The following is a 22,747-nucleotide window of genomic DNA, read 5'->3' on the forward strand; positions in this document are numbered from 1 at the left end:
TTTCTTTACACACTAAACAACAGGTAAATTAGATATAAAATCACTGCACGTCTAACACTTCTGTATCATCAGGCATCAAGAGGCTTCTCATTTCAGCCAATCCACCAGGCGCACTCACCACAACTTCACCACGCTCGGTAAGGGTTGAAGAGTCAGCCATATCAAGTACAAGATCATAGCCTGCCTCCTCTGAACGCGCCGCATACCAGGTAGAAGCGAACCAACCGATAGGATTGCTTATAACTTCAGAAGAAACCTTCAAGGCTTGCTCAGGTGTTATTGCACCATCCACAAAGTCGACGAAAACAAGCTGTTCACGATTAAAGTCAACAGCGCCAAGCACAACATCTTCCGCCTCTACTGGCACAGGCCCCTCTACCACCAAACTAGATACGATAATCTTTTCACTTGTCTCAAAGGAGGTCGACAGCATATCTATACCAAGATATCTGGGCTTACCACCTACATCAAAGCCTTCAGGAAGTTCAACATCGACACTGTAAGTATGCCATTCGCCATAAACCATCTCATCCCCTTCCAAGTTAATTGGGGCAGTGTGGTTGGACCAATTTGCATCTTGCAGGAATACCTGGAAGTTAAATTCCTTATTGCGTAATGACTCGGGGAAAAATGCTGTAACTGTGATTTTAATATCGCCATCCAAGTTTAAATTAGCAATATTTCCCACATCTCCCTTGTTAATAGTGATACGCCCACTGCCATTGGTACGAGTGGAAATACTCATCTCTCCAGTAGCAACGACAAGATCAGCAAGCGGACTATCAGGCCATCCTGTATTTACCCAACCGTCCGTGCTTTCACTAAAGTTGGTACGGTATTGTGTACCAGCCTCGGTTTCAGTAGCTCCAGAACCAGCGGCACTAATAATTTGGATATCTTCAATCAAAATAGCATCGCCACTTTGTTGATCTTCTGCAAATTGTGAAAACTGAAACCCGAGGCCGTTACCACCAGATGCAGCAAACGCAGCAAAGTCACTCGCATTGGCGTCGGTGGTATAACTATAATCGCTCCACTGGCCGGGAGTCAGATTCCAGGTTCCAGCCCAACCACCACCAGCCCAATTTGCAGCATTAGCAGCAAAAATTCCCAAGCCAAAATTGGTAATGGATGCAGGTATATAAATGCGGGCTTTAATCGTTACAGGCTGTGTTAAATCCAAATTCAAACCGGGGCGAGTAATTTCAAATACATCATCTTGAGGTATTAATGACAAGGCTTTTTCAGCCGTGTCGCCAGATACTGTTGAAATCTCAGCCACTTTTCCCTGCCATTGAGAATTTACCCAGCCATCATTTCCAGCAGAGAAATCACTAGCGTAAACAATAGCAGGACCAGAACCTTCAATCAGTCTGAAATTATCCAGCTTGATAGGCCCTGCAACAGAAGCAGGCTTATCCTGCGCAGCCAACTCAATACCAACGGCAACCACTTGGGTCATATCAAAACCATCGGATACCCAACCGGTATTAGGCATATTGGCGCCAATGGTATAGCTGATATTTTGCCAACCGGATTTATTGACATCGCCATCTTTAATGCTATGCCACTTAATGTTGGCATAATTATCATTGACATCACGCAAATAAATTTGGAAACCCATTGGGTTTACGCCGTCAATAGCCAGATATTCTGCATTCACATAAGTTTCAGCAAAATTAATATCAAAGCTTAACTGTGTATTCTTCAGGTTTTGGGTTTGGGCAAAGGGGAACAAGTAAGCCACTTTTTCATTCGGTCCTTGCCACTCCGGGTTTACCACCAATGCTGTATTGCCAAACACTGTATCTAAAAGGGTTTCAACTTTAACGCCATCTTCCACGACATCACTGCCACCAACCTCTGTAAACAGCACAGGAACCCTTTGATTACGAATCACATTGGCTGCGTTCAGAATGTTACTACTTGAAAGATAATTGGCCCCCTTGGCAGCCAAACCAATGATCAGGTTTTTCTCGGTATCCGATGCCAATAACTCGCGCACCCGGTTGCCATCGAAGACATTATAATCTTCACCGCATCCGGGGGCTTCGATAACCAAAGGCAATTTGAAGCCACGCTTGCGGAAATCCCTGATCATGGTCTTGGTATAGTCCATATATGAGCGATACCCGGCCGATGCAGGATTAAATACACCTACAGGTCCCCAGCCACGGGCAATGCTTATCATCAACATAGCCTGGTAACGATCCTGGGCAATCACTGGCAAAAACTTACCAAACCAGTTTTCTTTGGTAAGACGCAACAACTCATCACCATTATCCTTGCAATACAACGCGGGATCATGCAGCGTCAGGTTCACCATCAAACCATCCGTTGATGCACGGTTTAATGCGGCCTCCAAGTTTTGCACTGGCGTTTCCGGTGTTACGATCAGGCGAATTGCACCTGCAGACACCTTGGCAATCTCTTCGATTGCATCATAGCGTGAAGATGAGTCAGCGCCATAATCCAGCACTATTCCCACCGGCAACACATAATTTCCACCGTCTGCTGACAGGATGTTGGTGCTATCAATTTTCATCACCGGAGCATTTTCCGATGGCCTGGCAGCCATCGGATCTTCCACTACCACATCTGGAATAAGCTTATGTTTTTCTGAGTCTGACTGACTCAGCATACTGCCGCCGCCACAAGCACTGAGCAGGCTCATACCTACCATTGCGGACAACACACTTATTTTTGTTCTCATATAATTCTCCAAATCTCGTCAAACGAATTTATCGTTATGCCGTTTGATGTATCAGAAAGTTAGGTTTACGCCGAGTGCATAGCGAGGCTCTTGCACCCACAAACTGTGGAACTGGCTTTCATACTGTGTATAGGTTTTTCTACTTTGCTCAGTCAGGTTAGTGCCATTAAGAAACACGTTAACGTAACTATTAATGTTGTATGAAACTGACAGATCCAAATAGCCAACCGGTTTCGCCCAGTTAGCCAGGTTGAATACTTCGCCACCCGAATTGTTCACGCCGACAAGGCCTGCGTATTCTTCACTGCGCCAGTTGTATGCAACACGCACATTTAAACCTTCGTAGTCATACCATAAAATTAGGTTGGTTTGATGCTCAGAGTTGGACACCAGCGGCAAGACATTGCCCTGAATATCAATATCCTCTGATTCGGAGTGAGAGTAGGTATAGTTGAACTCTACACCTGTACGGTTAACGAACCAATTGTCAAACATGTTAAAGGGCTGCTTGTAACCAAATTCCACACCATACAAGTCTGCTGCACCGGTGTTGCGTGTAGACCATACAGTGGCGAAACGATTACGATCCATTCCATCCATGTCCAGGAAATGGCGTTGCTCTTGATAGGACTGCACTGCGGTATCGACATCAATCAAGAAGAAACCAAGTCCCAAGATAGCACTTTCATCGAAGTACCATTCCGTTGACAAGTTATAGACATTAGCAAGCCAGGGCTTAATGTCCGGCCTACCACGATCACTACCGCCGCCAACACATCCCACAGTATCCGGCATATCTGCACCGGTATTTGGATCTCTCACCACAACAGTGTTGCCATCTTCATCTGTTTTGATACAGCGGCCATACCAAAGCACCACAGACGAGCCTATGTTGTCCATATCATTGCGAGTCATGGTTCGTGCAGCACTGAAACGAACGATAAGATCTTCACGAGGAAAAATATTAAGGCCGATTGAAGGCAACAATTCTGTGGAGCTGTTGTTAATCGTTTCCGTTTCGTAGATATACGCAATTTTCTGCCAATCGTCATAACCAATGGAATTAAAAGAGTCGAGAACATCAGGCACTATACTCTTAAGCACTTCCCGATCAGTCTGCGCAACTTGAACACCAACGTTGGCATTGTATGGAACTCCAAATAGACCTTCGTTATCGTTAGCAAAATTAAATTGGATATAGCTATTAATGGTGTCTTCGGTGACCTCATAGGTTTCGCCCGGCTCATTAACCGTTCGAGTACCAGGATATAAACGATTCATGAATTCATAGGGGTTATCCCAGTCACCGGGAGATAGAGAAGCAACCCCCTTGTCAAATCCCTTAATGGGTCCGAAATCATAGAAAACAGTCGTATCTGCCGCACTAAAGCCATTGTCTTGCAAACCGCCGATATCAATTAAATTGCTATCGGTTTCTGAATAGACAAACTTGAGCCAATCGGGATATTTTTGCCACACCATATTGCCTGGCAACAATCTGTATTGTTTATCGGCTGGAACACGCGAGTCGTTGTAGTTTGAATAACGTCCAGTGGGTGTCACATACCAAAATTTGTTGTAGTTGGTTTTACGCTCGCTGTAACGCACACCAACCTCCATAGACTCAAAATGATCGCGATCAAACATGGATTTCCAATCAACACGCGCCACATTGAGTTCTGCATCAGAGTTAAACCCTTCTGCAAATCCCTGATATTGCTTCAGGAAGTTAGCATCAGCCACATCACCCTCGTAGGAGAAGGAGGGATATTTGCCACGGTAATCGATAGTGACATGAAAGCCATCCACAGGGTCCTTACCCGGTATGCCATCCTCATCTACCCACAACCAGCCCGGTGTTCCCTGCTGGAATGTTGCTTCACGTTGCTGCATTTCTGCCTTGGCATGAATAATACGGAAATTGGCTTCAAAATTTTCGTGATCGGTATAACGCACTTCGAAGTTGGTGTTATAGGCAGCCGTTTTTTCAATAATATTTTCTGACACTGATTGAAAGTCAGCGGCCCATACATTAGCTACCTGAATAGTATTTAGGTTGATTGTGCGCGGATTGCCATTAACATCCGTAAAGGAAATAGCCGAACCCGGGGAAACGATAGAACCCGCTTGAAGTGAATTATAGGTACCTTCATAGGGATCTTTGGGTTGAGTATTATTGACCTGATAGGCATCAGGCGTTTGCCTGGCGTTGAATTGCGCTGACACACCGCGATCATATTTATCCATTTCGGTGTAGAACACATCACCGCGGACACTCCAGTTTTCATTGATATCAAAGATACCTGTCAGAGAGCCACCAAAGCGTTCACGCTCTACAAACTGGCTATTGGCACTGAACTGTTCCGGCACAATGTACCAATCGTTGACCAAATCACCATCACCATCCAAATCATAGGGATCATGCGGTGTCCCCCCCGTTTGATCCAGAAATGCAAAGGTCTGGTTTTCCCACATGGAATAATTAGCGTTGTAACTTTCCGAAGTGTAGAGAGAACCTATCACCGAAAAATTATCACCATTATTAAAACCGGCAACCAACCCAACGTTGTAATCTGGATCACGACGGGATTTCTTACCATTCTCATCGTATTCCCTGCCAGAGTACTCACCAGTTGAACCCTCAACCCTGGCGCGAACCATGAAGCCTTCCTGCAGGTTACTTGGGTCCCAAGTTTTCAAGTCAACCACACCGGAAACACCGCCGGCCAACATAGAGGCAGTTTGCGACTTATACACATCAACACCAGAAATCAATCCAGCAGGAATATCCGAGAAATTGGCTTCCAGTTTGTTGATACTCCAGGGACTCAGGAATTGTTCACCATTCAGGGTTGTCAGCACTTGTGGCATACCGCGCACATTGAGCGAGGTACCTTCACCAGCTTCACGCTTAATTTGAACACCGGTTACACGCTGCAGTGAATCGGTAATTGTGGTATCTGGTAACTTACCAATGTCTTCAGCCACAATGGAATCAACCACTCTTGTGTTATCACGCTTAATGTCGATTGATCTGGCCTGCGATGCACGCACCCCACGCACAATCACCTCTTCGACATTTTCATTGTCTTCAACGGTAGTAGTGGTTGCAGGCTCCTGCGCATAAGCCGCACCGGAGGCAAAGGCCCAAATCGCGATGGCGAGTGCCTTTTTCCTGGTAGAGATACCGGGTCTTTCAATCATGATTGCTTCCTCATTTATCGTTTTGTGTTATTCGTTATCACCGGTCAATGCACAACAATACAAACCGGCAAGGCATAGCTAGCCCGTGGCTTTGTTATTGGTTGGAAGCCAAACGGGGTTGAGCAACAGCTCTGGAATTTTCAAGCCAATAGAAAGCCCATGGCCTGACAGTGATTGCGTGGGAAACTGGCGTGTGAAAATGCAGTAGATGCATGTGTTGGCATAGCGTGGATCTCCCGATAGGGTTTTATAGTTATTAATCGACATTTCCAGCCGCCAGCCGTCGGTATGTATCGCAATGGCGTCAGCGGCAAGTACCTGGGGGTTACCCGGCACCTTGTTGCCCCAATAATGGAACATTATGTAATCGGTTTCAACACAATAAATATGCTGATATAGAGGCCAAGCCTCGCTGTTTTCTCCCCATGTGGGTTTACGGAGGGAAGTCTAAACTGAAATAAAATCGTTATTTATGATTAAAATCAATGAATTATAAATAAGCACCCGATGGAGTCTTGGCACAGCTATATAACTTTATTTCCTAAATATAACTTATTTAAATTAAAAATATTATTTTTAAAAATGAAAAAATCTATGAAAAAAGATACCGGTTTCACAAATACGGCGAATTCTGTCACCTCAAGAAACAATTAGGGCCCCCATAAAACAAAACCCGGCGAGCCGGGTTTTGCTTGGACCTATACGCCTAAAGCAGGACTTAGAGGCGTACACGCAATCCCACGGCAATACGACGCTCCTGTACTGAAAGCGAGTGGAACTGGCTTTCAAATTGGGCATAGTTGCGGTAGTTGGTTTCCGTCAGGTTGGTGCCCTGCAGGTAAACCGTGAGGTTGTCGAGCAGGTCGTAGTTGACGGAAGCATCGAGATAACCGGCCGCCTCTGTCCAGTTGCCCAGGCTGATGGGGGCTTCATTGGTATTCAGCCCTACCCGGCCCTGGTAGATTTCGCTGCGCCAGTTGTAGGCGATACGCGTACTGAGCTTGTCGCCCTGGTACCAGAGGATGGCGTTGTACTGATGCTTGGAGTTGGACTGCAGGGGGAAGCTGTTACCTTCCAGGTCTTCATCACCGGAATCACTATCAGAGTAGGTGTAGTTGAACTCGATACCGGTATTGCCAAAGATACCTGGCAGGAAGTCAAACGGCTGCTTGTAGCCAAACTCGATACCCTTGAGGTCAGATGCAGATACGTTCTGGGTTGTCCAGACGTTGGCAGTACGGCGTACGACACCATCCGAGTCAGGATAGGCACGCGCTTCCTGCAGGGTTTCGGTTGCACTTTCCACATCGATCAGGAATACACCCACACCGAGGATAGCGCCATCTGCAAAGTACCATTCGGTAGACAGGTTCCAGTTATTGGCACGCCAGGGTTTAACGTAAGGGTTACCCTGGTCATTACCACCGCCGGGGCTGGTCACTACCTTGTACTTGCCATCCGCATCTTCACGGTCGCCATCGGGGGTATAAACCTTGTATTCCTGGTACCACAGGGTTTCACCTTCTCCCACATTGACCAGGTCGTTGCGGCTCATGGTTTTGCTGTAGCCAAAGCGAACGATGACATCATCATGGGGGAAGAAGTTGATGTTGGCTGACGGCAATACATCAACAAAGGAGGTCTTAGTTGTTTCGGTTCCCAGGGTTTTGTACATCACTTGCCAGCCCTGTGGCTGCCCCAGTGTGGCCTGGTAACCGCCACCGTAATAGGTCCCTTCCTGCGGAACTGCACCTGCGTCATATACAGCGTTAACCACCTCGCGACGGGTTTCGACAACGCGCACACCGACATTGCCCGAGAAGGGAAGCGCAGCGTCCCTATTTTCAAAATTGCCCTGTATATACACAGACGCGGTATCTTCCACGACCGAGTAGGCCTTGGCCGGGTCCGCAAATTTTGTCGCACCGGGATAGATGAAGTTCATAAAGCCATTCACATCATCCAGCGATTTGGGGTCCAGTGCCGCAACACCGGACTCGAACCCTTTGAAGGGGCCGAAGTCGCTGTACGAAATCAACTGGCTTTGCAAGTCAGTGAAAGGGTTCTGGCCAAGCTGGGCATTGCCTTTAAAGTCGTACCAGTCAGGGTAGCGCTGCCACACATAATCACCGGGCAGCATTTGATACCAGTCCTCCTCGGGAACCGTCGGATCCGCCCAGGTAGAGTAGCGACCGGTAGGCGTCAGGTAATCATATTTCTTACTATCCACATCGCGGCGATCCAGGCGCACACCGAAATCCACAGAATTGAAGGTATTCCATTCGAATTCATAATGGCCGTCAGCGCGCAATACATCCATAGTTGCCTTGTCGGTTTGCCCGATGGCGAATGCCTGGAACAGGTTCAAACGATCAATACCGGACAGGTCTTCATTGTAAGAGAAGGTTGGATACTCTTTGGTGTAATCCACAGTGACCCAGAAGGGATCGCGCGGATCATTTTGATTATCCCCGTCAGCATCAATCCAATACCAGGCAGGGGTGCCCTGCTGGAAAGTCGCCTGCTCAAATTCTTTTTCCGCTTCGGCGTGTACGTAGCGCACACTGCCCGAAAAGGCACCGCCGTTATCAAATTCCAACTGGAAATTCGCATTGATGGCATCGGTGTGGTTTTGAATACTTTTGGTGGTCGCCTGGAAATCCGGTGCTTCGACAACCGCAACCTGTACAGAATGGATAACGCGCTCCGGTGTACTGCCCGAAGCGGGAACAACTGCTTCCTGGCGAGCCTGGGTGCCCGGGCGCAACACATCGTAATTGGAGTCGTTGCTACCGTTAAATTGGGTTTCTACACCGCGATCGTACTGATCCATCTTGGTATAGAACAGCTCACTGGTAAACTTGAGTGAGTCTGACAGGTTCGCCTGGAATGAGGTTGCAAGCCCCTGGCGCTCGCGCTCCATTACAAATGCCTTAACGCCATAACCGGCAGGCACCAGATAGCGATCATCCAGTTTGCCATTGCCGTTCAGGTCCAGCGGGTCGCCGCCGGTATTCACAAACCCGAGGCGCGAATCCTCATACATTTGATAGTTGGCTGCATTGGTATTGGAATGGAAGGCGCCCAACGTGAATGCGATGTCACCGTTGTTCCAACCCACAAAGCCGTTAACATCATGGTTGGTGTCTTTGGTAATAGACCCTTCGGAACCTTCGATAGCGGCGGTAGCCGTCCAGCCCTCATCCAGGTCCAGGCCACGGCGGGTTTTAAGATCCACGACACCGGAAATGCCTCCCGCGGTGGTAGAAGCCGATTGCGACTTCAACACATCCACACCGGACACCATGGAGGCCGGGATGTCAGAGTAGTTAGCCTGTACGCCGGTGATCGCCCATGGGCTGAGGAAAGCCTCGCCGTTCAGTGTGGTTAATACCTGTGGCATACCGCGGACGTTCAATACCGAACCCTCACCGGCGGTACGCTGGATTTGCACCCCGGTAACGCGCTGGAGTGAGTCGGCAATCGTTACGTCCGGCAGTTTGCCGATGTCTTCTGCCACAATCGAGTCAACAACATTCGCTGCGTTACGCTTAACATCCACGGCAGCTTTTTGTGAACCGCGAATACCGGTAACAACAATTTCTTCAATGTTTTCATCGCCCGTGCCCTGAGCCAGGGCCGGCATTCCCATAGCGGCCATGGACAGGGCAGCTACATAAATGGACAGTTTTTTCTTTTTAAATACCAGTGAGCTCATCGAATACCTCGCGCATGTGATGAGGCCGCAGCAACCTTTTTTTAGGCAAGGCCTATCCCTACAGGTAAAAACCCGTATTGGGAAAGGGCGCCAGAGTGGGATTAACTGCGGCTAGTGATTGGGTAGCGACATCCCTCTACCCTGTCTTGCAATAATTCTTATAGGGACGCTGTGATAGATAATCACGGGCGCCAATTCTGGCCAAAAATGTAACCGTTTACAACATTTTGTATGAAAATTTAGCGAATAAAAGCTGCTTAAATCAACATAACCCTATTAATAAAAAACCAACAAAAAATAAAAAATACTTTATTTTCAATAAATTACTGAAAAACAGATCAATTATTCACACATAAAAATTGACCAAAAGATCATTTTTTAAGCGCAAAATTTGTATACGATTACAAAACTAAACACAGATAATCCAGGTAACAATGAGGGAGAAAGGATGGCGGATGGGGATAAGCACAGGACATAGCAGCAGGAGCAATTGACCAAACCCGGGTAACGGATTTGGTCAATTGCCCTGGAAGGGCAAGGCAACCTACAAGGAAATAACCAGCGAATCCAGAATCAGCGGGGAGTTCGGCTTTGGTGCGCCGAAAGTCCACATACCCGGCTCCCGGGTTAAACCGCGGTACGCCCCTTCACCGCCCTTGTCCCAGGTGGTGACATATACCTTAACCCCCTTCCAGGAAGGCAGACCGATAAGATCGGCATCGTATTGGAACCGGATGGTTTTCTTGTCCTTATCGACAAGGATACCCGGTGCAACACTAATCTTTTGTCCTTCTTTTGCCGCACTGGCACCATCGCTCAAATAAATATAATTGCCCCAACCATAGGCAATGTGTGCAAAGTTCCAACCGGATTTATCCGGGAAATTTGCCTGCAATAAGGGCAAGGCAGTGGCGCCCTTTGTATTGGGAATGGAAAAATAAATACTAAAGGCAACATGGTCAAAGTGGTTTGGTGGGTCCCACAGCGCGGAGACATCACACATCGCCAGGGTCATCTCCATGTACTTGCCACTGACAATCACCGATGCCTCGGTAATATCCATCTGGCATCCAATGGTGGGATGCAGGGGGCGACGGTATTTTCCATCCGGGCCGCGATCATCGCCCTTTTTATCCTTAACACGCCGCTGGCTATCGACCAGGTGATAACGCGCGGTGAACACCAGGGTTTCCGTCGCCAGGTTTTGTTCCGGCCAGTAAATTTCCAGGGTGTGTTTGTGCTCACCGTATTTATTGACGGGCACATCAACCGACCAACTGCCCTGCTCATCGGTAACGATCTCGGTGGCATTTTTCACCTGGCCATCCACAATCGCCAGCAGACGGGCTGATGGACGGGAAGCCTTACCTTCAAAATGCGCCGACCGCTGATTCACATAGGTTGCCACCGGCGTATCTATGGTTAAGGATGCACTGGACTCGGGGACTTGCTTACCCTCGTCAAGGGGTTCAGCTTCAAATACCATGATAGAGCGTGGCGGCATCAGTTTGGTCAGGGTACCGTCCGCCGCCGTATCAAACTGGCCGCTAATATTATGCGCAAATAACAGCTTCACCGTTTCCTTCGCAGAGAATCCCGTTGCCAGTTGGTTGAGCAGTGTTGGGTTATCCGATGAGTTAAACACCACAAAGACTTTTTTACCCTGGTACTGCCGGGTATAGGCCAGGATTCCCGGGCCATTTTCGCTGGATGCCAGGATATTCAAATCACCGCGCGAAAATACCAGATCACTTTTGCGCAGCTTTGCCAGCGACTGGATAAACAGATATAAATCAGACGCGGTATTAAATTGATCCTTTTCGTTTTTATAACCTCCGCCAAACAGGGCGCGACGGGCATCCGAAAATCCTTGCTCATCGCCCTGGTAAATGGTCGGCAGGCCCGGTACGGTAAACATCAAGGCATAGGCTTGTTTAAAACCATCCAGGCTGCCGCCGGATAAAAAGCGTTCCACATCGTGGTTATCAATAAAATTTACTGCCAAATGCGGGTTGGGGTAATGCTCCATTTGGGCCTTTAAGCGATAGGCGATATAGGCTGTAGGGGCGCTACCGGCAAACACGCGATGGATATCTTTATAGAGCGGAAAGCCAATCGGGCCATCGATCAGGCGCGTATCCTGCTGATCGAGGTATTGCAGTATTTTCTTCTCACCTTCCAGGCCATAGGGGGATGAGGTCGAATACACCTCGCCAAAACTGAAAAAATGATCTTTCCCCAGGGACTTGGCAACCGCGGTCAATCCCTCCTTGCCGTACAAAAAGTCTGTATAAAAATCCGGCTCCACGTATTTAACGGTATCAATCCGGATGGCATCGACGCCGGTCTCTTTAATCCAGAAGGCGTAGGAATCCTTTAACGCATCGCGCACCACAGGGTTTTCCGTATTCAGGTCATTCAACATCCCGCTCTGGAAGGTTGTCTCTTGCACGCGATCCGAAAAATCCTTGATTTCCGGCGTCCAATGGTAAATGGCCGCAGCGCGGTGTGCAGGGTCGTTGATATTGTTCAGGCTAAAGGGATATTGCGTCGGGGCAGAGCCGGGCACAGCACCGGTATTGAGTGAAAAATAACGGGTTGGGTCCTGCGCATCATAGCCACCCACGTAACTGAAAAAATTGCCAACGTGGTTAACAACAACATCCTGGATCAGGTACATGCCGCGCTGGTGTAATTGATGGGACAACAGACGATAATCCGCCAGGGTACCAAAATGTTCATCAACAGCTTTAAAGTCACGCGCCCAATAACCGTGATAACCGCCGTAGTTCACGCGCGGATCCCACCACATATTGGCTACTACCGGTGTGGTCCACAGTGCAGTAGCGCCCAGGTTCTGGATGTAATCCAATTGGCGGATGATGCCTTTGATATCACCACCACTAAAATGGCCATCAATTTGCGGGCCGTACTCTCCAGCACCCTGGTCATTATTCGATGGGTCACCATCAAAAAAGCGATCGACCAGCACAAAGTAAATAATTTGATCTTGCCATTCCGGCGATGCAACTTGCAGGCTTAATTGTTTATTGCAATGGACATCATCAACCAGGGATGTCTTTTGCAAACAATCCTCCAACGAAGGCACTTCCGCTGAATGGGCAAAGGTCGTACACAACAGTGAGGCCGGCAATAGCATTGCCCCCCATAGCGGCGCTAGGTTCATAGCTATTTCCCTTATTATTAACAAAAAGAAATTGGGGCACCTGCACAGCCAGGTGTGCATGGTTCAATACTGCCACTCTCTCGACGGGAGAAAAATCTATGCAGAGAAAACGAACGAAAAAATGCCCCATTTAAACAGGGAGAGGATAATAAACCTGTTGCCGCCGCTCAATTGCCTACATACGTATTCATGGAGAAGCAGCCGGGTAAATCCCCTATATTCGGCGGGCATTTTACCTGGATGCACAGGGTGTTCCCTATTCGCACAAAATAGCGCAGAACACCGATAAACAGAATGGAATTAATTCATCTTTTATTTTCGCGCCATACCAAAGGACAGCTTCATGTTTAGACGAATTGCAGGATTTAGTCCAATTTTTTTAATGTTGTTTGGCAGTTCCCTGCCAACCATGGGTAATCCGGTCAAACGGGAGATACACCCGGATGCGGTTTTTTATAAAGAGCACAAACTGCGCAATGACGGGCTGGTTATCACCACAAACCAGGGCAATATACGCCTGCAGTTCAAGTCAGAGGCCGCTATTGAAGTGCTCTACAGAGCCGATAGCAAGCAATTGCCTTCCTTCGCCCTGGCCCAACCAGAATCCGCGATAAAAGCGCAGTTGACGGAAACCGAAAATCATCTGCAATTTTCCGGCGGGACCTTAACAGCCCGAATCCAAAAGCGCCCCTTCGCTATCTCCTATTATCGCGACAGTGAATTGCTGCTTGCCGAGGAATCCGGTTTTCAGGTCAATACCGATAAGATTAATTTCCGTTTCTACTTGTCACCCGGTGAAAAAATCCTCGGCGGTGGGCAACGCATCCTGGGTATGGACAGGCGCGGCCAACGCTTTCCACTTTATAACCGCGCCCATTACGGCTACAGCGATCACTCCGGCCAGATGTATTTCGGCCTGCCGGCAATCATGTCAAGCAAACAATATATCCTGGTGTTTGATAACTCAGCGTCAGGTGCTATGGATATCGGTAAAACAGAGAGCGATATACTCCAGCTGGAAGCCAAAAGCGGGCGCAGCGCTTATATCCTTGTTGCAGGTAATAGCTATCCCTCACTGATCGAAAACTTTACCCAGGTCACCGGAAGGCAACCTTTGCCACCGCGCTGGGCATTAGGCAGTTTTGCATCGCGCTTTGGCTATCGCAGCGAAGCGGAAACACGGGCCACAGTACAAAAATACAAAACCGAAGACTTCCCGCTTGACACCATAGTGCTGGACCTCTATTGGTTCGGCAAAGATATTAAAGGGCATATGGGCAACCTTGATTGGGACAAGGAAAACTTTCCCACGCCGCTCGACATGATGGCTGACTTTAAACAGCAAGGTGTCAAAACAGTTTTAATCACGGAACCATTTGTACTCACCTCATCAAAACGCTGGGATGATGCGGTCAAAGCCAAGGCCCTGGCCAAAGACCCGCAAGGCCAGCCTAAAGCCTTCGAACTCTATTTCGGCAATGGCGGCATTATTGATGTTTTTTCAAAAGAAGGTAGCCGCTGGTTTTCCTCTATTTATAAAGACTTATCCAAGCAAGGTGTCGCGGGCTGGTGGGGCGACCTGGGTGAACCGGAAATGCATCCGGAAGATACCCAGCACGCCATAGGTGATGCCGATACAGTGCACAATGCCTACGGTCACCGCTGGGCCGAAATGCTCTACCAACAACAGCTGGATCAATTTCCCGAATTGCGCCCATTCATTATGATGCGCGCCGGTTTTGTCGGCTCGCAACGCTATGGCATGATTCCCTGGACTGGCGATGTCAGTCGCACCTGGGGCGGATTGGCCTCACAGGTGGAACTGGCATTGCAAATGAGCCTGCTTGGCTTTGGTTATATCCACTCGGATCTAGGTGGATTTGCCGATGGTGAAACCCTCGATAAGGAAATGTATATTCGCTGGCTGCAATACGGTGTATTCCAACCGGTTTATCGCCCGCACGGCCAGGATCATATTCCCTCGGAACCGGTATTCCAGGATGAAGAGACCAAAGCCATATTGCGGCCCCTGGTAAAATTGCGCTACCGCATGCTGCCCTATATTTATACCGCCGCCTATCAAAACACACTTACCGGTATGCCGCTCATGCGCCCGCTCTTTTTCAGCGATGAAAAAAATCCGGCGCTGATTGATAACAAAACCAGTTATTTCTGGGGCGATTCACTCCTGGTCACACCGATAACCCAGGCCGGAGTTGAATCCGTCAGCATCCCCGCCCCCAAGGGTGTATGGTTTGATTTTTGGAAAGACACCCGCTACCAAACCGATGGTGCGCCACTGACCCTGCCAACCGATCTTCACACCATACCGGTGCTGGTGAAAGCCGGTGCGTTTATGCCCTATGTCCCTGCCGTTTCAACCACCGAAGACTATCGCAGTGACAGCCTTGAAATACATTACTATGCAGATGCCAGTGTTCCCCTGGCGCAGGGTGAAATCTTTGAAGACGATGGCAAAGACCCCAACAGTATCAAACGCAATCAGTTTGACCTGTTGACACTGCAAGCTACCCATACAGACAACCAACTGCATTTCCAATTGGCGCGCACAGGCAAGGGTTATCGTGGCATGCCGGAGCGCCGGGCAACAACCCTGGTTATCCATAATGCCAGTGACCAATACCAGCATCTGGACATCAATGGAAAAACGATTGCCATTGCACAGGCTGATTGTGCAAGCACACCAGCCCTGGCGTGTTACGACCAGGAGCGTCGTCAGTTACAACTGGTGTTTACCTGGGGAAGAGAAGCGCTTAACCTCAGGTTGCATTAAGTCAGCATCGGGTCACGGGTAAATCTGACCCAATAAAAAAGCCCCCGCCATGATGGCGGGGGCTTTTTTATGCTACCAACAATCTAAATCGCAATAACCCAACACGCTTAAAAAAGTGCAGCCATGGAGTGCTTCACTTCTGCAATCAAGTCAGGGTTAGTGATAGGTGCATCGAGCAACAATACACGCACACCATTGGCAGGAACATCCAGGGTCAGGCTTTTTTGCTTCTTACTGACCTGGAGTTTCTTGCCACTGAGCGCATCGCGCCACTGACCGCTATTCAACATCTTATCCAGGGTAACCGACTCTGCGGCCTCACCTTTATTCAATACCACCAGGGCCGTTTGATTAACGCCATCCTGCTGGTAGATGCGATAGAAGCTGGCAATATTTCCTGCGAACACCAGGTTAACCTGCAATCCGCGCTGCAGGGAAACATTATCCTTGCGCACATGGGCAATGCGGGTCAGGTTGTTGTGAACAACATGGTTTTTAGCGGCATTGACACGCGCTTGTCCAAAATAATTGCGATTACCCTCATGCTCCTTCAGGCCGGTGGAGAAGTTGGCTTCGGAACCATAATAAATACAGGGAATACCGCGGCTGGTAAACAGCCAGTTATTGGCATTCACGAAACCGCGATCAGACGCATTCATACGCGCCATATCATGGTTATCATAAAAGGTAACCAGTTCATACGGGTTCTGGTACATACCATCCTTAAGGTGGAGATAAGACAAAATGGAAGCATAGTCGCTTTCATCATTCTCAAACACACTGGTTATGGCCTGGCGCCCAGGGAAATCCAAAACGCTGTATCCACCATTTTCCGGACGGGTGTGCTGTGCAATAAAGCTGGCTTCATAGGAATAGCTCTCACCGAACATAAACATATCCGGATGACGTTCGCGAATGCGATCCGCTACTTTTTTCCAGAAGTGATGGGGCATTTCCTTGATGGTATCGACGCGCAGGGCATAGGCACCCTGGTCAATCCATTTGAAATAGGAATTCACAAAATAATCCAGGACTTCCGGATTATTCTCATTGATGTCCGAAAGCTGTGCCAAACCGGGTTGGGTATTGAAAAATTTGTGCAGGGGATTGTTTGGGTCGAGCTTGTCGGGGTACAGGTTCTGGTGATCTGCCACCAACCTGCCCTGCTCGTCATAAAGCTTGCCCATGGACGCCTGGCTAACCGGCATGGAGTAAGACGGTGAACCATGGTTGGCCACAATGTCCAATACGTATTTCAGGTCATAGTCTTCACGCAGGATGCGGGTAAAGTCCGCAAATGCCAGATCCGGGGACTCCAGGTGTTCATCGACCTTGTAGAAATTAACGCCCCAGTAACCATGGTAACCGGTTTTACCGCCATCGGTGCCAACAGAACCGAATTTGGTAGGTTCCCCACCACTAAAAGCCTCATCAGGATTATCCACAATCGGCGTAGTCCACAGCGCGGTAAAGCCCATATCTTTAATATATTGGGCATTATTGATAATACCTTTGAAGTCTCCACCCATATAGCCAATATTGGCCTGCTTACCTTCCGGTCCGATCAGCGGAATATTAAAGGTTTTATATTTCCCACCCTGGTTGACCTGGTTATTATCAGGGTCGCCATCAACAAAGCGATCTGTCAGCAAAAAATAAATTTGTTCGCTGGCAAAAGGGTTGAGTGTTCCATAGGCGTTGAGGTTTGTCGCGTCCCTATTCGCAGAAGGGGGTGATGCGCAACTTGATAAAAGCCCCAGAGCGGCCAGTGCCAATAGTGATTTTTTCGTCATTATTTTATACATATTATCTACCTGAGTTATCTCACAATTTATTAAAAAACGAGATCCTTCTCGCCCCTTGCTCCCTGCCCGGTATCATCTAGGCAATCACTTGCTGATGGGAAGATAATTTACTTATCTCAACAGATTCTTCTGAAAAGTTTTTCAGCATCGTTAATGCATTGACCAGGAGGTCATCCGGCAATTCTTCCGGCTGCTTGATAAAACACCCCTGCCCCATGCGGGTTGGCAATACCAGGTTTACCGCATTGCGATGCAGGCACACATCATCAATCGATCCCTTGAGCGATTCAAGCGTACAGCACTCGTCAAAAATAGGTAAACCGACTTGTTTGAGCAGGGTAATGGCACGAATGCAATCATCACTTGCCATCATGCCTTTCAGCTGGGCAATACAACAGGATAAAGCCATATCGATACTCACAGCCTCTCCATGCTCAAGGCGATGATAGGTATCTGTTTCAAAGCGCATGCTAAAGGTATGACCGAAATCAACAATACGCTCCAATTGCACTTCCAGCAGATTGGGCTGTAACTCCTCAATCATGCGCAACATGGCATCGACATAAATACCGTAATCAATTTCACCGGGGTTAATCGCCGAACTGGTCGCATAAATGTTTTCAAGGCGATCAAAGATACTTTTGTCCGTGACCAGCCCCATCTTAATCACCTCGGCCAATCCACAGCGCAGTTCGCGCAAGGGCAAGGTTTTCAGAAAACTGCTGTCGTTCAATGTAGCGTAGGCCGGATAGTAGGTTCCCAGGATATTTTTGGCATTGCCAAAATTAAGGCCGGTTTTAACACCAACGGCAACATCAACCTGGCCAACCAGGGTCGTGGGGATCTTGATATATTTAGTACCGCGACGGTACATGGATGCCGCAAACCCCACCAGGTCCAGGATAATGCCGCCGCCGATGGCCACAAACAGGCCATCGCGATCCAGGCGGAAATCCCTGGCCTCATTGCATATCATCATCAGTGCATCCATATTCTTGTTTTTCTCCGTTGAGGGAGAAATCACAATGCGATACTGGCCCTGTTGCAGGTGATGGGCCAAATAGGTATTGATATCCGCACCATACAGGTAATACACCGTTGGACTAACCACAAACAGTGCGCGCTTGTTGCCAACCAGATCGCTGAGCACAGCGTTTTTCACATCAAAGATATGTTCCTGGTTCAGGATCTGGTAACCGAAGTCTGCAAAGGCATCCACACTCAGGCGCCCGGCGCGCGAACGTGTACCGCCCGCCACAATATTGATATGTGCCATAAAAAATTACCCCGCGTAGTTAACCTGGCCGTTGCGATATACACCAATGCTGGTCAGTGATGGGTCCAGTGCCGCAGAGCGGAATCGCAAGTTAATGGATGTTCTGTCCTTGTTGGTAAAGTTATGGTTAACCCGATGGAAAGTCAGGCAATCACAAATAATCAAATCGCCAGCTTTGGGCGCAATCTTTACCGTACCGGGAATAGGGTCATGGGGTTCGCCAATAGGCAAACGGCCGGCCACATGGCTGCCAGGCACATAGTGCAATGCCCCCGAGTCCTCATCGATATCAAAGGGATAAATCAGGAAGTTATACATTTCTCCCGCTTTCACTTTTTCATGGTGTACATCCTGGTGCCAGGGAATCGCCTGGCCTTCGCTGGCTTTATTGTGCTGCACCAGTGACAGGTGGAACTCATGGCCCGCGGGAAAGATTTCCTGCAGCAAGAGTTTTAGCAGGGGGTCACCCGCCAGTTTTGCCAGGTAATCGAACTCACCTAATTTATTGACAAAGCAATAACTGGTCGACTGATACTTCTTAAAAAAATGCTCGGAATTGGTGCGATCGACCATCTTGGATTGATCGTCAATCAAGGCATGGATATCTGCCTGGATGCCGGACAAAAACTCACCTTTAAAAAAAGCGGGAAGATGTACAACCCCCTGCTCATTAAACTTTTTTCGGTCAAATAAAAAACGGGCACTCATAAAAATTCCCTCATAGTTAAAGAGTTTATTTATCAATTAAAAATAGTGTTAAACGCCTCATCTACCTGATTGAGGCAAGCAAAGTATTTTATTATTTTGTTTTTATTCGCGATCAGCGGATTTATCAGGCAGGCAGTAACCACACCATCAAAATCCCGGGCTAAAATAGCGCGTAACATGCGCGTTTCAGCCAGTTTCATTTGTTGTACCCACATAAATTCCGGGTCTTTCACCAAGCGTATTGGCAGATCGTCAACGACCAAACAACCTGAATGAATGCTTGCATTAGCTTCGATCACCGTAGGCTCACCTAGAGAAAGCGGACTTTCACACACCAGGTTGAGATATTCCTGATGAGGTAGCCCGGTAACCAATGCACGCAACAAAGGAGCTACTACCAATTCAAACCAGTGACATTCGCGCCGATGTAAAATGGCCATGACCTTGTCAAGGTTGGGGCCGTGCCGCTCGACACACTGATCCAGTTCCGCTTCTATATCCAGAAGCTGGGAGGCGCGATTGGCCTTCTGGCGCTGCTGTTGTACGGCCGTATCCTGTTCAAATAAGTAATGCCAGGAAATATTAAGCAGGTTATTAAAATAGCGATTAACATCCGGCTTGAATGGCAGTGGTGTGCGACAGAGTTCTGCCAGTTTATCCTCACCTTTTACTTTGACGTCATAGAGATAACCGAAATGGTTAATACCAAAATAGCGCGCATCCACATCGGCAACAGCCACACCATAATAGTGTGCAATAGAATGACGCATCATCTGCGGGTAATCACAGATACCCACTACGGGAATGGCAAAGTGCCGCTTTATGTATTCCGTGACGATAGAACACGGGTTGGTAAAATTAATAAATTGATATGAACCCTGTTTTTGCTGTATCAATTCCAAAAAAGGTTTAAGGGCGGTTATCGTCCTGACCGCATTACTGGCGCCGACAATTCCCAGTGTCTCATCCGCAAACAGCCCCACATCCAGTGCTATTTTTTCGTCCTGGTCACGGCTTTTTAACCCGCCAAAACGCATCTGGTTAAAGATCAGGGCGTATTCCGAAGACAGGCAATCCTCCAGCTGCAAGCTGTAATCAACCCTCAGGCTGCCGGCAAAAAGTTCTGTTCCACAACTGACCAGGGTACGCAATCGCGATTCGTTGCGCGCAAACAGGGTGATACGCCCCAGGTGTTGATCCAGCGCAACATCCTTCATCGCCTGAAACAGCAGGAGCGTGTAGTAGGTACTGCCACCCAGGATAAATAAACCGGGTTTAGCCATGGTGAGCCTCCATATAGCGCCCCAGGCCAATCAACGAATGGTCATCATCCAGGGCGCCCAATTCACACACCCTGGACATGTCCTCAACAGTTAAACCAAACCAGGATTCCTGTACCAATAATTGGCGCAGACTCGACAGGTAGATATCGCCCAGGGCAGCGACAAAACCGCCAATAAAAATAAACCGCTGCAATCCCATGGCGTGATAAAGGCTGCTCATCACCTGAACCAAATACTGTTGGCTTGATACAAGTACCTCCCGACAAAATGGATCATCCTGTTTCAGGGCTATTACCAGGTATTCGCTGGTAATAGCGGCAGGATTATGCTGCACAAGATTCCCCAGGTAAGAGCGGGCAAATGACGAACCCTGCTCTCCCGCCAGGTGTTTTGCCAATTGCACTAATCCCCGACCAGAAGCCATAGCACCCAGGTGTCCTTTTCCACCGCAGTCACAAGGTAATGCCCTATCACCGTATTCAACCCGATGATGGCCCAGCTCACCGCCCTGGCCCAACTCACCCAAGAGAACATTGCCCTGGCGAAAAATTTTATTACCCACACCCGATGAAATCGTGAAGATGCAAAATGCATCCTGTTGCGACTCCACGTAACGCCATACTGCTGCACTAATATCATTCATCAACAGCACACGACGCCCCAGCAAGGCTGAACAATCCTCCAGGAAAGGAATATTCTGCAGATGGTTGCCCCAGAGTGTGGGCGCGCTATACACAACACCCTGGGGACTGATAGGCCCCGGGAAAGATAAGGCCAGGGGATAATCCGGATAATCGCGCAAATAAGGCGACAGCGCCGAGGCGAGCTGATCCATAAAGGATTGGTATAGCGCCCTCGGTTCCGCACTACTGGCATTGATAAAATTATTGACTTTGGTTCGGCTCACTTGCTGCAACTGGCCCTTGGCAAAAATACCACAGCGCAAATTGGTTCCACCGATATCAACCACTATGCTATCCATACCGGTGCTCACTTAATGAAAATATTCAATATGGCCCTGGCTTACCAGGGCATTGCTAATGTGGGTGCCGGCGGGCAATTCTGCATCGGGCATAATCACCGAGTTTTTAATAAAGCACTGTTCACCAATACGTGCACCGGGAAAAATAACACTGTTTTCCGCCTTGAAATCCACACGGATAACCCGGCTATCAGCCAGGACACGATTGCGTTTTTCATCGTCAATCAGACGGACTTCTTTTGCATCGGATAACGTTTGGGGTGGCAGCAAGCGGATCTTGCCATTGACAAGGTTAAGGTGTGCCTTATAAAAGCGCTCGGTTGTACCTATATCTTCCCAATAATCCTCGAAACAAATGCCTTTGATAATTTCACCATTGCGCAACATGGCTGGAATCAAATCATGACTGATGTCATGGCGCCATTCCGTGTGCTTAAGCTGATCCAGGTACTGGTACATCAAGCGGATATTGAAAATACACACGGCAGTAAAAACTGTATTGGCCGTTGGGTTCGCGGGCTTTTCAACAAATTCAACCAAATTGCCATCAGTATCAAACCTGGACATTCCAAATAATTTGACATATTCCAGGGGGATTTCCTGATAGCCAATGGTCAATGCAGCTTTACTGGATTGATGCAGCTCATACATTTTCTTAAAGTCGTAGTGATAAATATGGTCTGAGTGCAAGATCAATACGTCTTCATAACCATCGCGGCAAATATATTCACGCCCATTGAGCAACGCATCTGCGGTGCCCTGCTCATCCGGTTTCTGTACGCTGGCATAAACCGTTTCTGCAGGCTGGTGATGGAGCGCCTGGTAAGGGCCAAAATGAATTTTTATTTTGTGCGTCCACTCAGCTAATAAATACTGGTGGATCAGCGTTTCCATATGTTTGGACAGCAACATCACTTCCTGTACACCGGAATCAACACAGTTTTGCAGGCTAAAATCGATCATGCGACATTGCGCGGCATAGGGAACCAGGGGTTTGGGAAGCTCACGCGTCAATTGTTTAAGGCGCTGGCCTTTACCACCTGCCAACAAAATGCCCAATAATTTGTTCACAACCGA

Annotated in this window: 12 protein-coding genes; 1 reads left to right on the forward strand and 11 read right to left on the reverse strand. The window is 48.3% G+C overall.

The genetic code is table 11. The annotated features are described in order from the left end of the window. Nucleotides 1-40 precede the first annotated feature (40 nt). The 5 genes from CJA_RS15630 to CJA_RS15650 form a co-directional block, all read right to left on the reverse strand. The gene (locus CJA_RS15630; protein WP_041551637.1) at nucleotides 41-2,674 is read right to left on the reverse strand and encodes a hypothetical protein; all 2,634 of its coding nucleotides are present in this window, start codon (nucleotides 2,672-2,674) and stop codon (nucleotides 41-43) included. Between the two features lie 90 nt (nucleotides 2,675-2,764). After that, complete coding sequence (locus CJA_RS15635; RefSeq protein WP_012488820.1) at nucleotides 2,765-5,917, reverse strand: TonB-dependent receptor; 3,153 nt, start codon at nucleotides 5,915-5,917, stop codon at nucleotides 2,765-2,767. A gap of 78 nt (nucleotides 5,918-5,995) precedes the next feature. Further along, nucleotides 5,996-6,277 carry a hypothetical protein gene (locus tag CJA_RS15640; protein ID WP_012488821.1) on the reverse strand — a complete coding sequence of 94 codons (282 nt, stop codon included), beginning with the start codon at nucleotides 6,275-6,277 and terminating at the stop codon, nucleotides 5,996-5,998. A gap of 358 nt (nucleotides 6,278-6,635) precedes the next feature. Continuing rightward, nucleotides 6,636-9,635 (reverse strand): TonB-dependent receptor, encoded by a 3,000-nt coding sequence (locus CJA_RS15645; RefSeq protein WP_012488822.1) that lies wholly within the window; start codon nucleotides 9,633-9,635, stop codon nucleotides 6,636-6,638. Nucleotides 9,636-10,179: 544 nt separating this feature from the next. Then, nucleotides 10,180-12,822: an alpha-amylase family glycosyl hydrolase gene (locus CJA_RS15650; protein ID WP_158304078.1), complete on the reverse strand. Its 2,643-nt coding sequence runs from the start codon at nucleotides 12,820-12,822 to the stop codon at nucleotides 10,180-10,182. Nucleotides 12,823-13,165: 343 nt separating this feature from the next. On the opposite strand from CJA_RS15650, the gene agd31B reads away from it, so the two are divergent. Further along, nucleotides 13,166-15,616 (forward strand): oligosaccharide 4-alpha-D-glucosyltransferase, encoded by a 2,451-nt coding sequence (agd31B, locus tag CJA_RS15655; RefSeq protein WP_012488824.1) that lies wholly within the window; start codon nucleotides 13,166-13,168, stop codon nucleotides 15,614-15,616. A gap of 107 nt (nucleotides 15,617-15,723) precedes the next feature. On the opposite strand, the gene CJA_RS15660 is transcribed toward agd31B, so the two are convergent. The 6 genes from CJA_RS15660 to CJA_RS15685 form a co-directional block, all read right to left on the reverse strand. Beyond that, complete coding sequence (locus CJA_RS15660; RefSeq protein WP_041552555.1) at nucleotides 15,724-17,409, reverse strand: alpha-amylase family glycosyl hydrolase; 1,686 nt, start codon at nucleotides 17,407-17,409, stop codon at nucleotides 15,724-15,726. Between the two features lie 88 nt (nucleotides 17,410-17,497). Further along, nucleotides 17,498-18,697, reverse strand: coding sequence for a sedoheptulose 7-phosphate cyclase (locus CJA_RS15665; protein ID WP_012488826.1), 1,200 nt, complete (start codon nucleotides 18,695-18,697; stop codon nucleotides 17,498-17,500). Between the two features lie 6 nt (nucleotides 18,698-18,703). Then, nucleotides 18,704-19,405: a phytanoyl-CoA dioxygenase family protein gene (locus CJA_RS15670; RefSeq protein WP_012488827.1), complete on the reverse strand. Its 702-nt coding sequence runs from the start codon at nucleotides 19,403-19,405 to the stop codon at nucleotides 18,704-18,706. 32 nt (nucleotides 19,406-19,437) lie between these two features. Then, the gene (locus CJA_RS15675) at nucleotides 19,438-20,688 is read right to left on the reverse strand and encodes a family 4 glycosyl hydrolase (RefSeq protein ID WP_012488828.1); all 1,251 of its coding nucleotides are present in this window, start codon (nucleotides 20,686-20,688) and stop codon (nucleotides 19,438-19,440) included. Next, nucleotides 20,681-21,670, reverse strand: a complete 990-nt coding sequence (locus CJA_RS15680) for an ROK family protein (RefSeq protein ID WP_012488829.1) — start codon at nucleotides 21,668-21,670, stop codon at nucleotides 20,681-20,683. The genes CJA_RS15675 and CJA_RS15680 overlap by 8 nt, the downstream gene beginning before the upstream one ends. A gap of 12 nt (nucleotides 21,671-21,682) precedes the next feature. Further along, entirely contained in the window at nucleotides 21,683-22,741 is a 1,059-nt protein-coding gene (locus CJA_RS15685) for a sugar phosphate nucleotidyltransferase (protein WP_012488830.1), read from the reverse strand. Nucleotides 22,742-22,747 lie beyond the last annotated feature (6 nt).

The sequence above is a fragment of the Cellvibrio japonicus Ueda107 genome, assembly GCF_000019225.1.
Classification (GTDB): Bacteria; Pseudomonadota; Gammaproteobacteria; order Pseudomonadales; family Cellvibrionaceae; genus Cellvibrio; species Cellvibrio japonicus.

What these genes read in the sequence shown, in the direction of transcription:
- CJA_RS15630 (WP_041551637.1), bottom strand. Translation starts at nt 2,674, where the DNA reads ATGAGCCTGCTCAGTGCTTGTGGCGGCGGCAGTATGCTGAGTCAGTCA.
- CJA_RS15635 (WP_012488820.1), bottom strand. Translation starts at nt 5,917, where the DNA reads ATGATTGAAAGACCCGGTATCTCTACCAGGAAAAAGGCACTCGCCATC.
- CJA_RS15640 (WP_012488821.1), bottom strand. Translation starts at nt 6,277, where the DNA reads ATGTTCCATTATTGGGGCAACAAGGTGCCGGGTAACCCCCAGGTACTT.
- CJA_RS15645 (WP_012488822.1), bottom strand. Translation starts at nt 9,635, where the DNA reads ATGAGCTCACTGGTATTTAAAAAGAAAAAACTGTCCATTTATGTAGCT.
- CJA_RS15650 (WP_158304078.1), bottom strand. Translation starts at nt 12,822, where the DNA reads ATGAACCTAGCGCCGCTATGGGGGGCAATGCTATTGCCGGCCTCACTG.
- agd31B (WP_012488824.1), top strand. Translation starts at nt 13,166, where the DNA reads ATGTTTAGACGAATTGCAGGATTTAGTCCAATTTTTTTAATGTTGTTT.
- CJA_RS15660 (WP_041552555.1), bottom strand. Translation starts at nt 17,409, where the DNA reads ATGACGAAAAAATCACTATTGGCACTGGCCGCTCTGGGGCTTTTATCA.
- CJA_RS15665 (WP_012488826.1), bottom strand. Translation starts at nt 18,697, where the DNA reads ATGGCACATATCAATATTGTGGCGGGCGGTACACGTTCGCGCGCCGGG.
- CJA_RS15670 (WP_012488827.1), bottom strand. Translation starts at nt 19,405, where the DNA reads ATGAGTGCCCGTTTTTTATTTGACCGAAAAAAGTTTAATGAGCAGGGG.
- CJA_RS15675 (WP_012488828.1), bottom strand. Translation starts at nt 20,688, where the DNA reads ATGGCTAAACCCGGTTTATTTATCCTGGGTGGCAGTACCTACTACACG.
- CJA_RS15680 (WP_012488829.1), bottom strand. Translation starts at nt 21,670, where the DNA reads ATGGATAGCATAGTGGTTGATATCGGTGGAACCAATTTGCGCTGTGGT.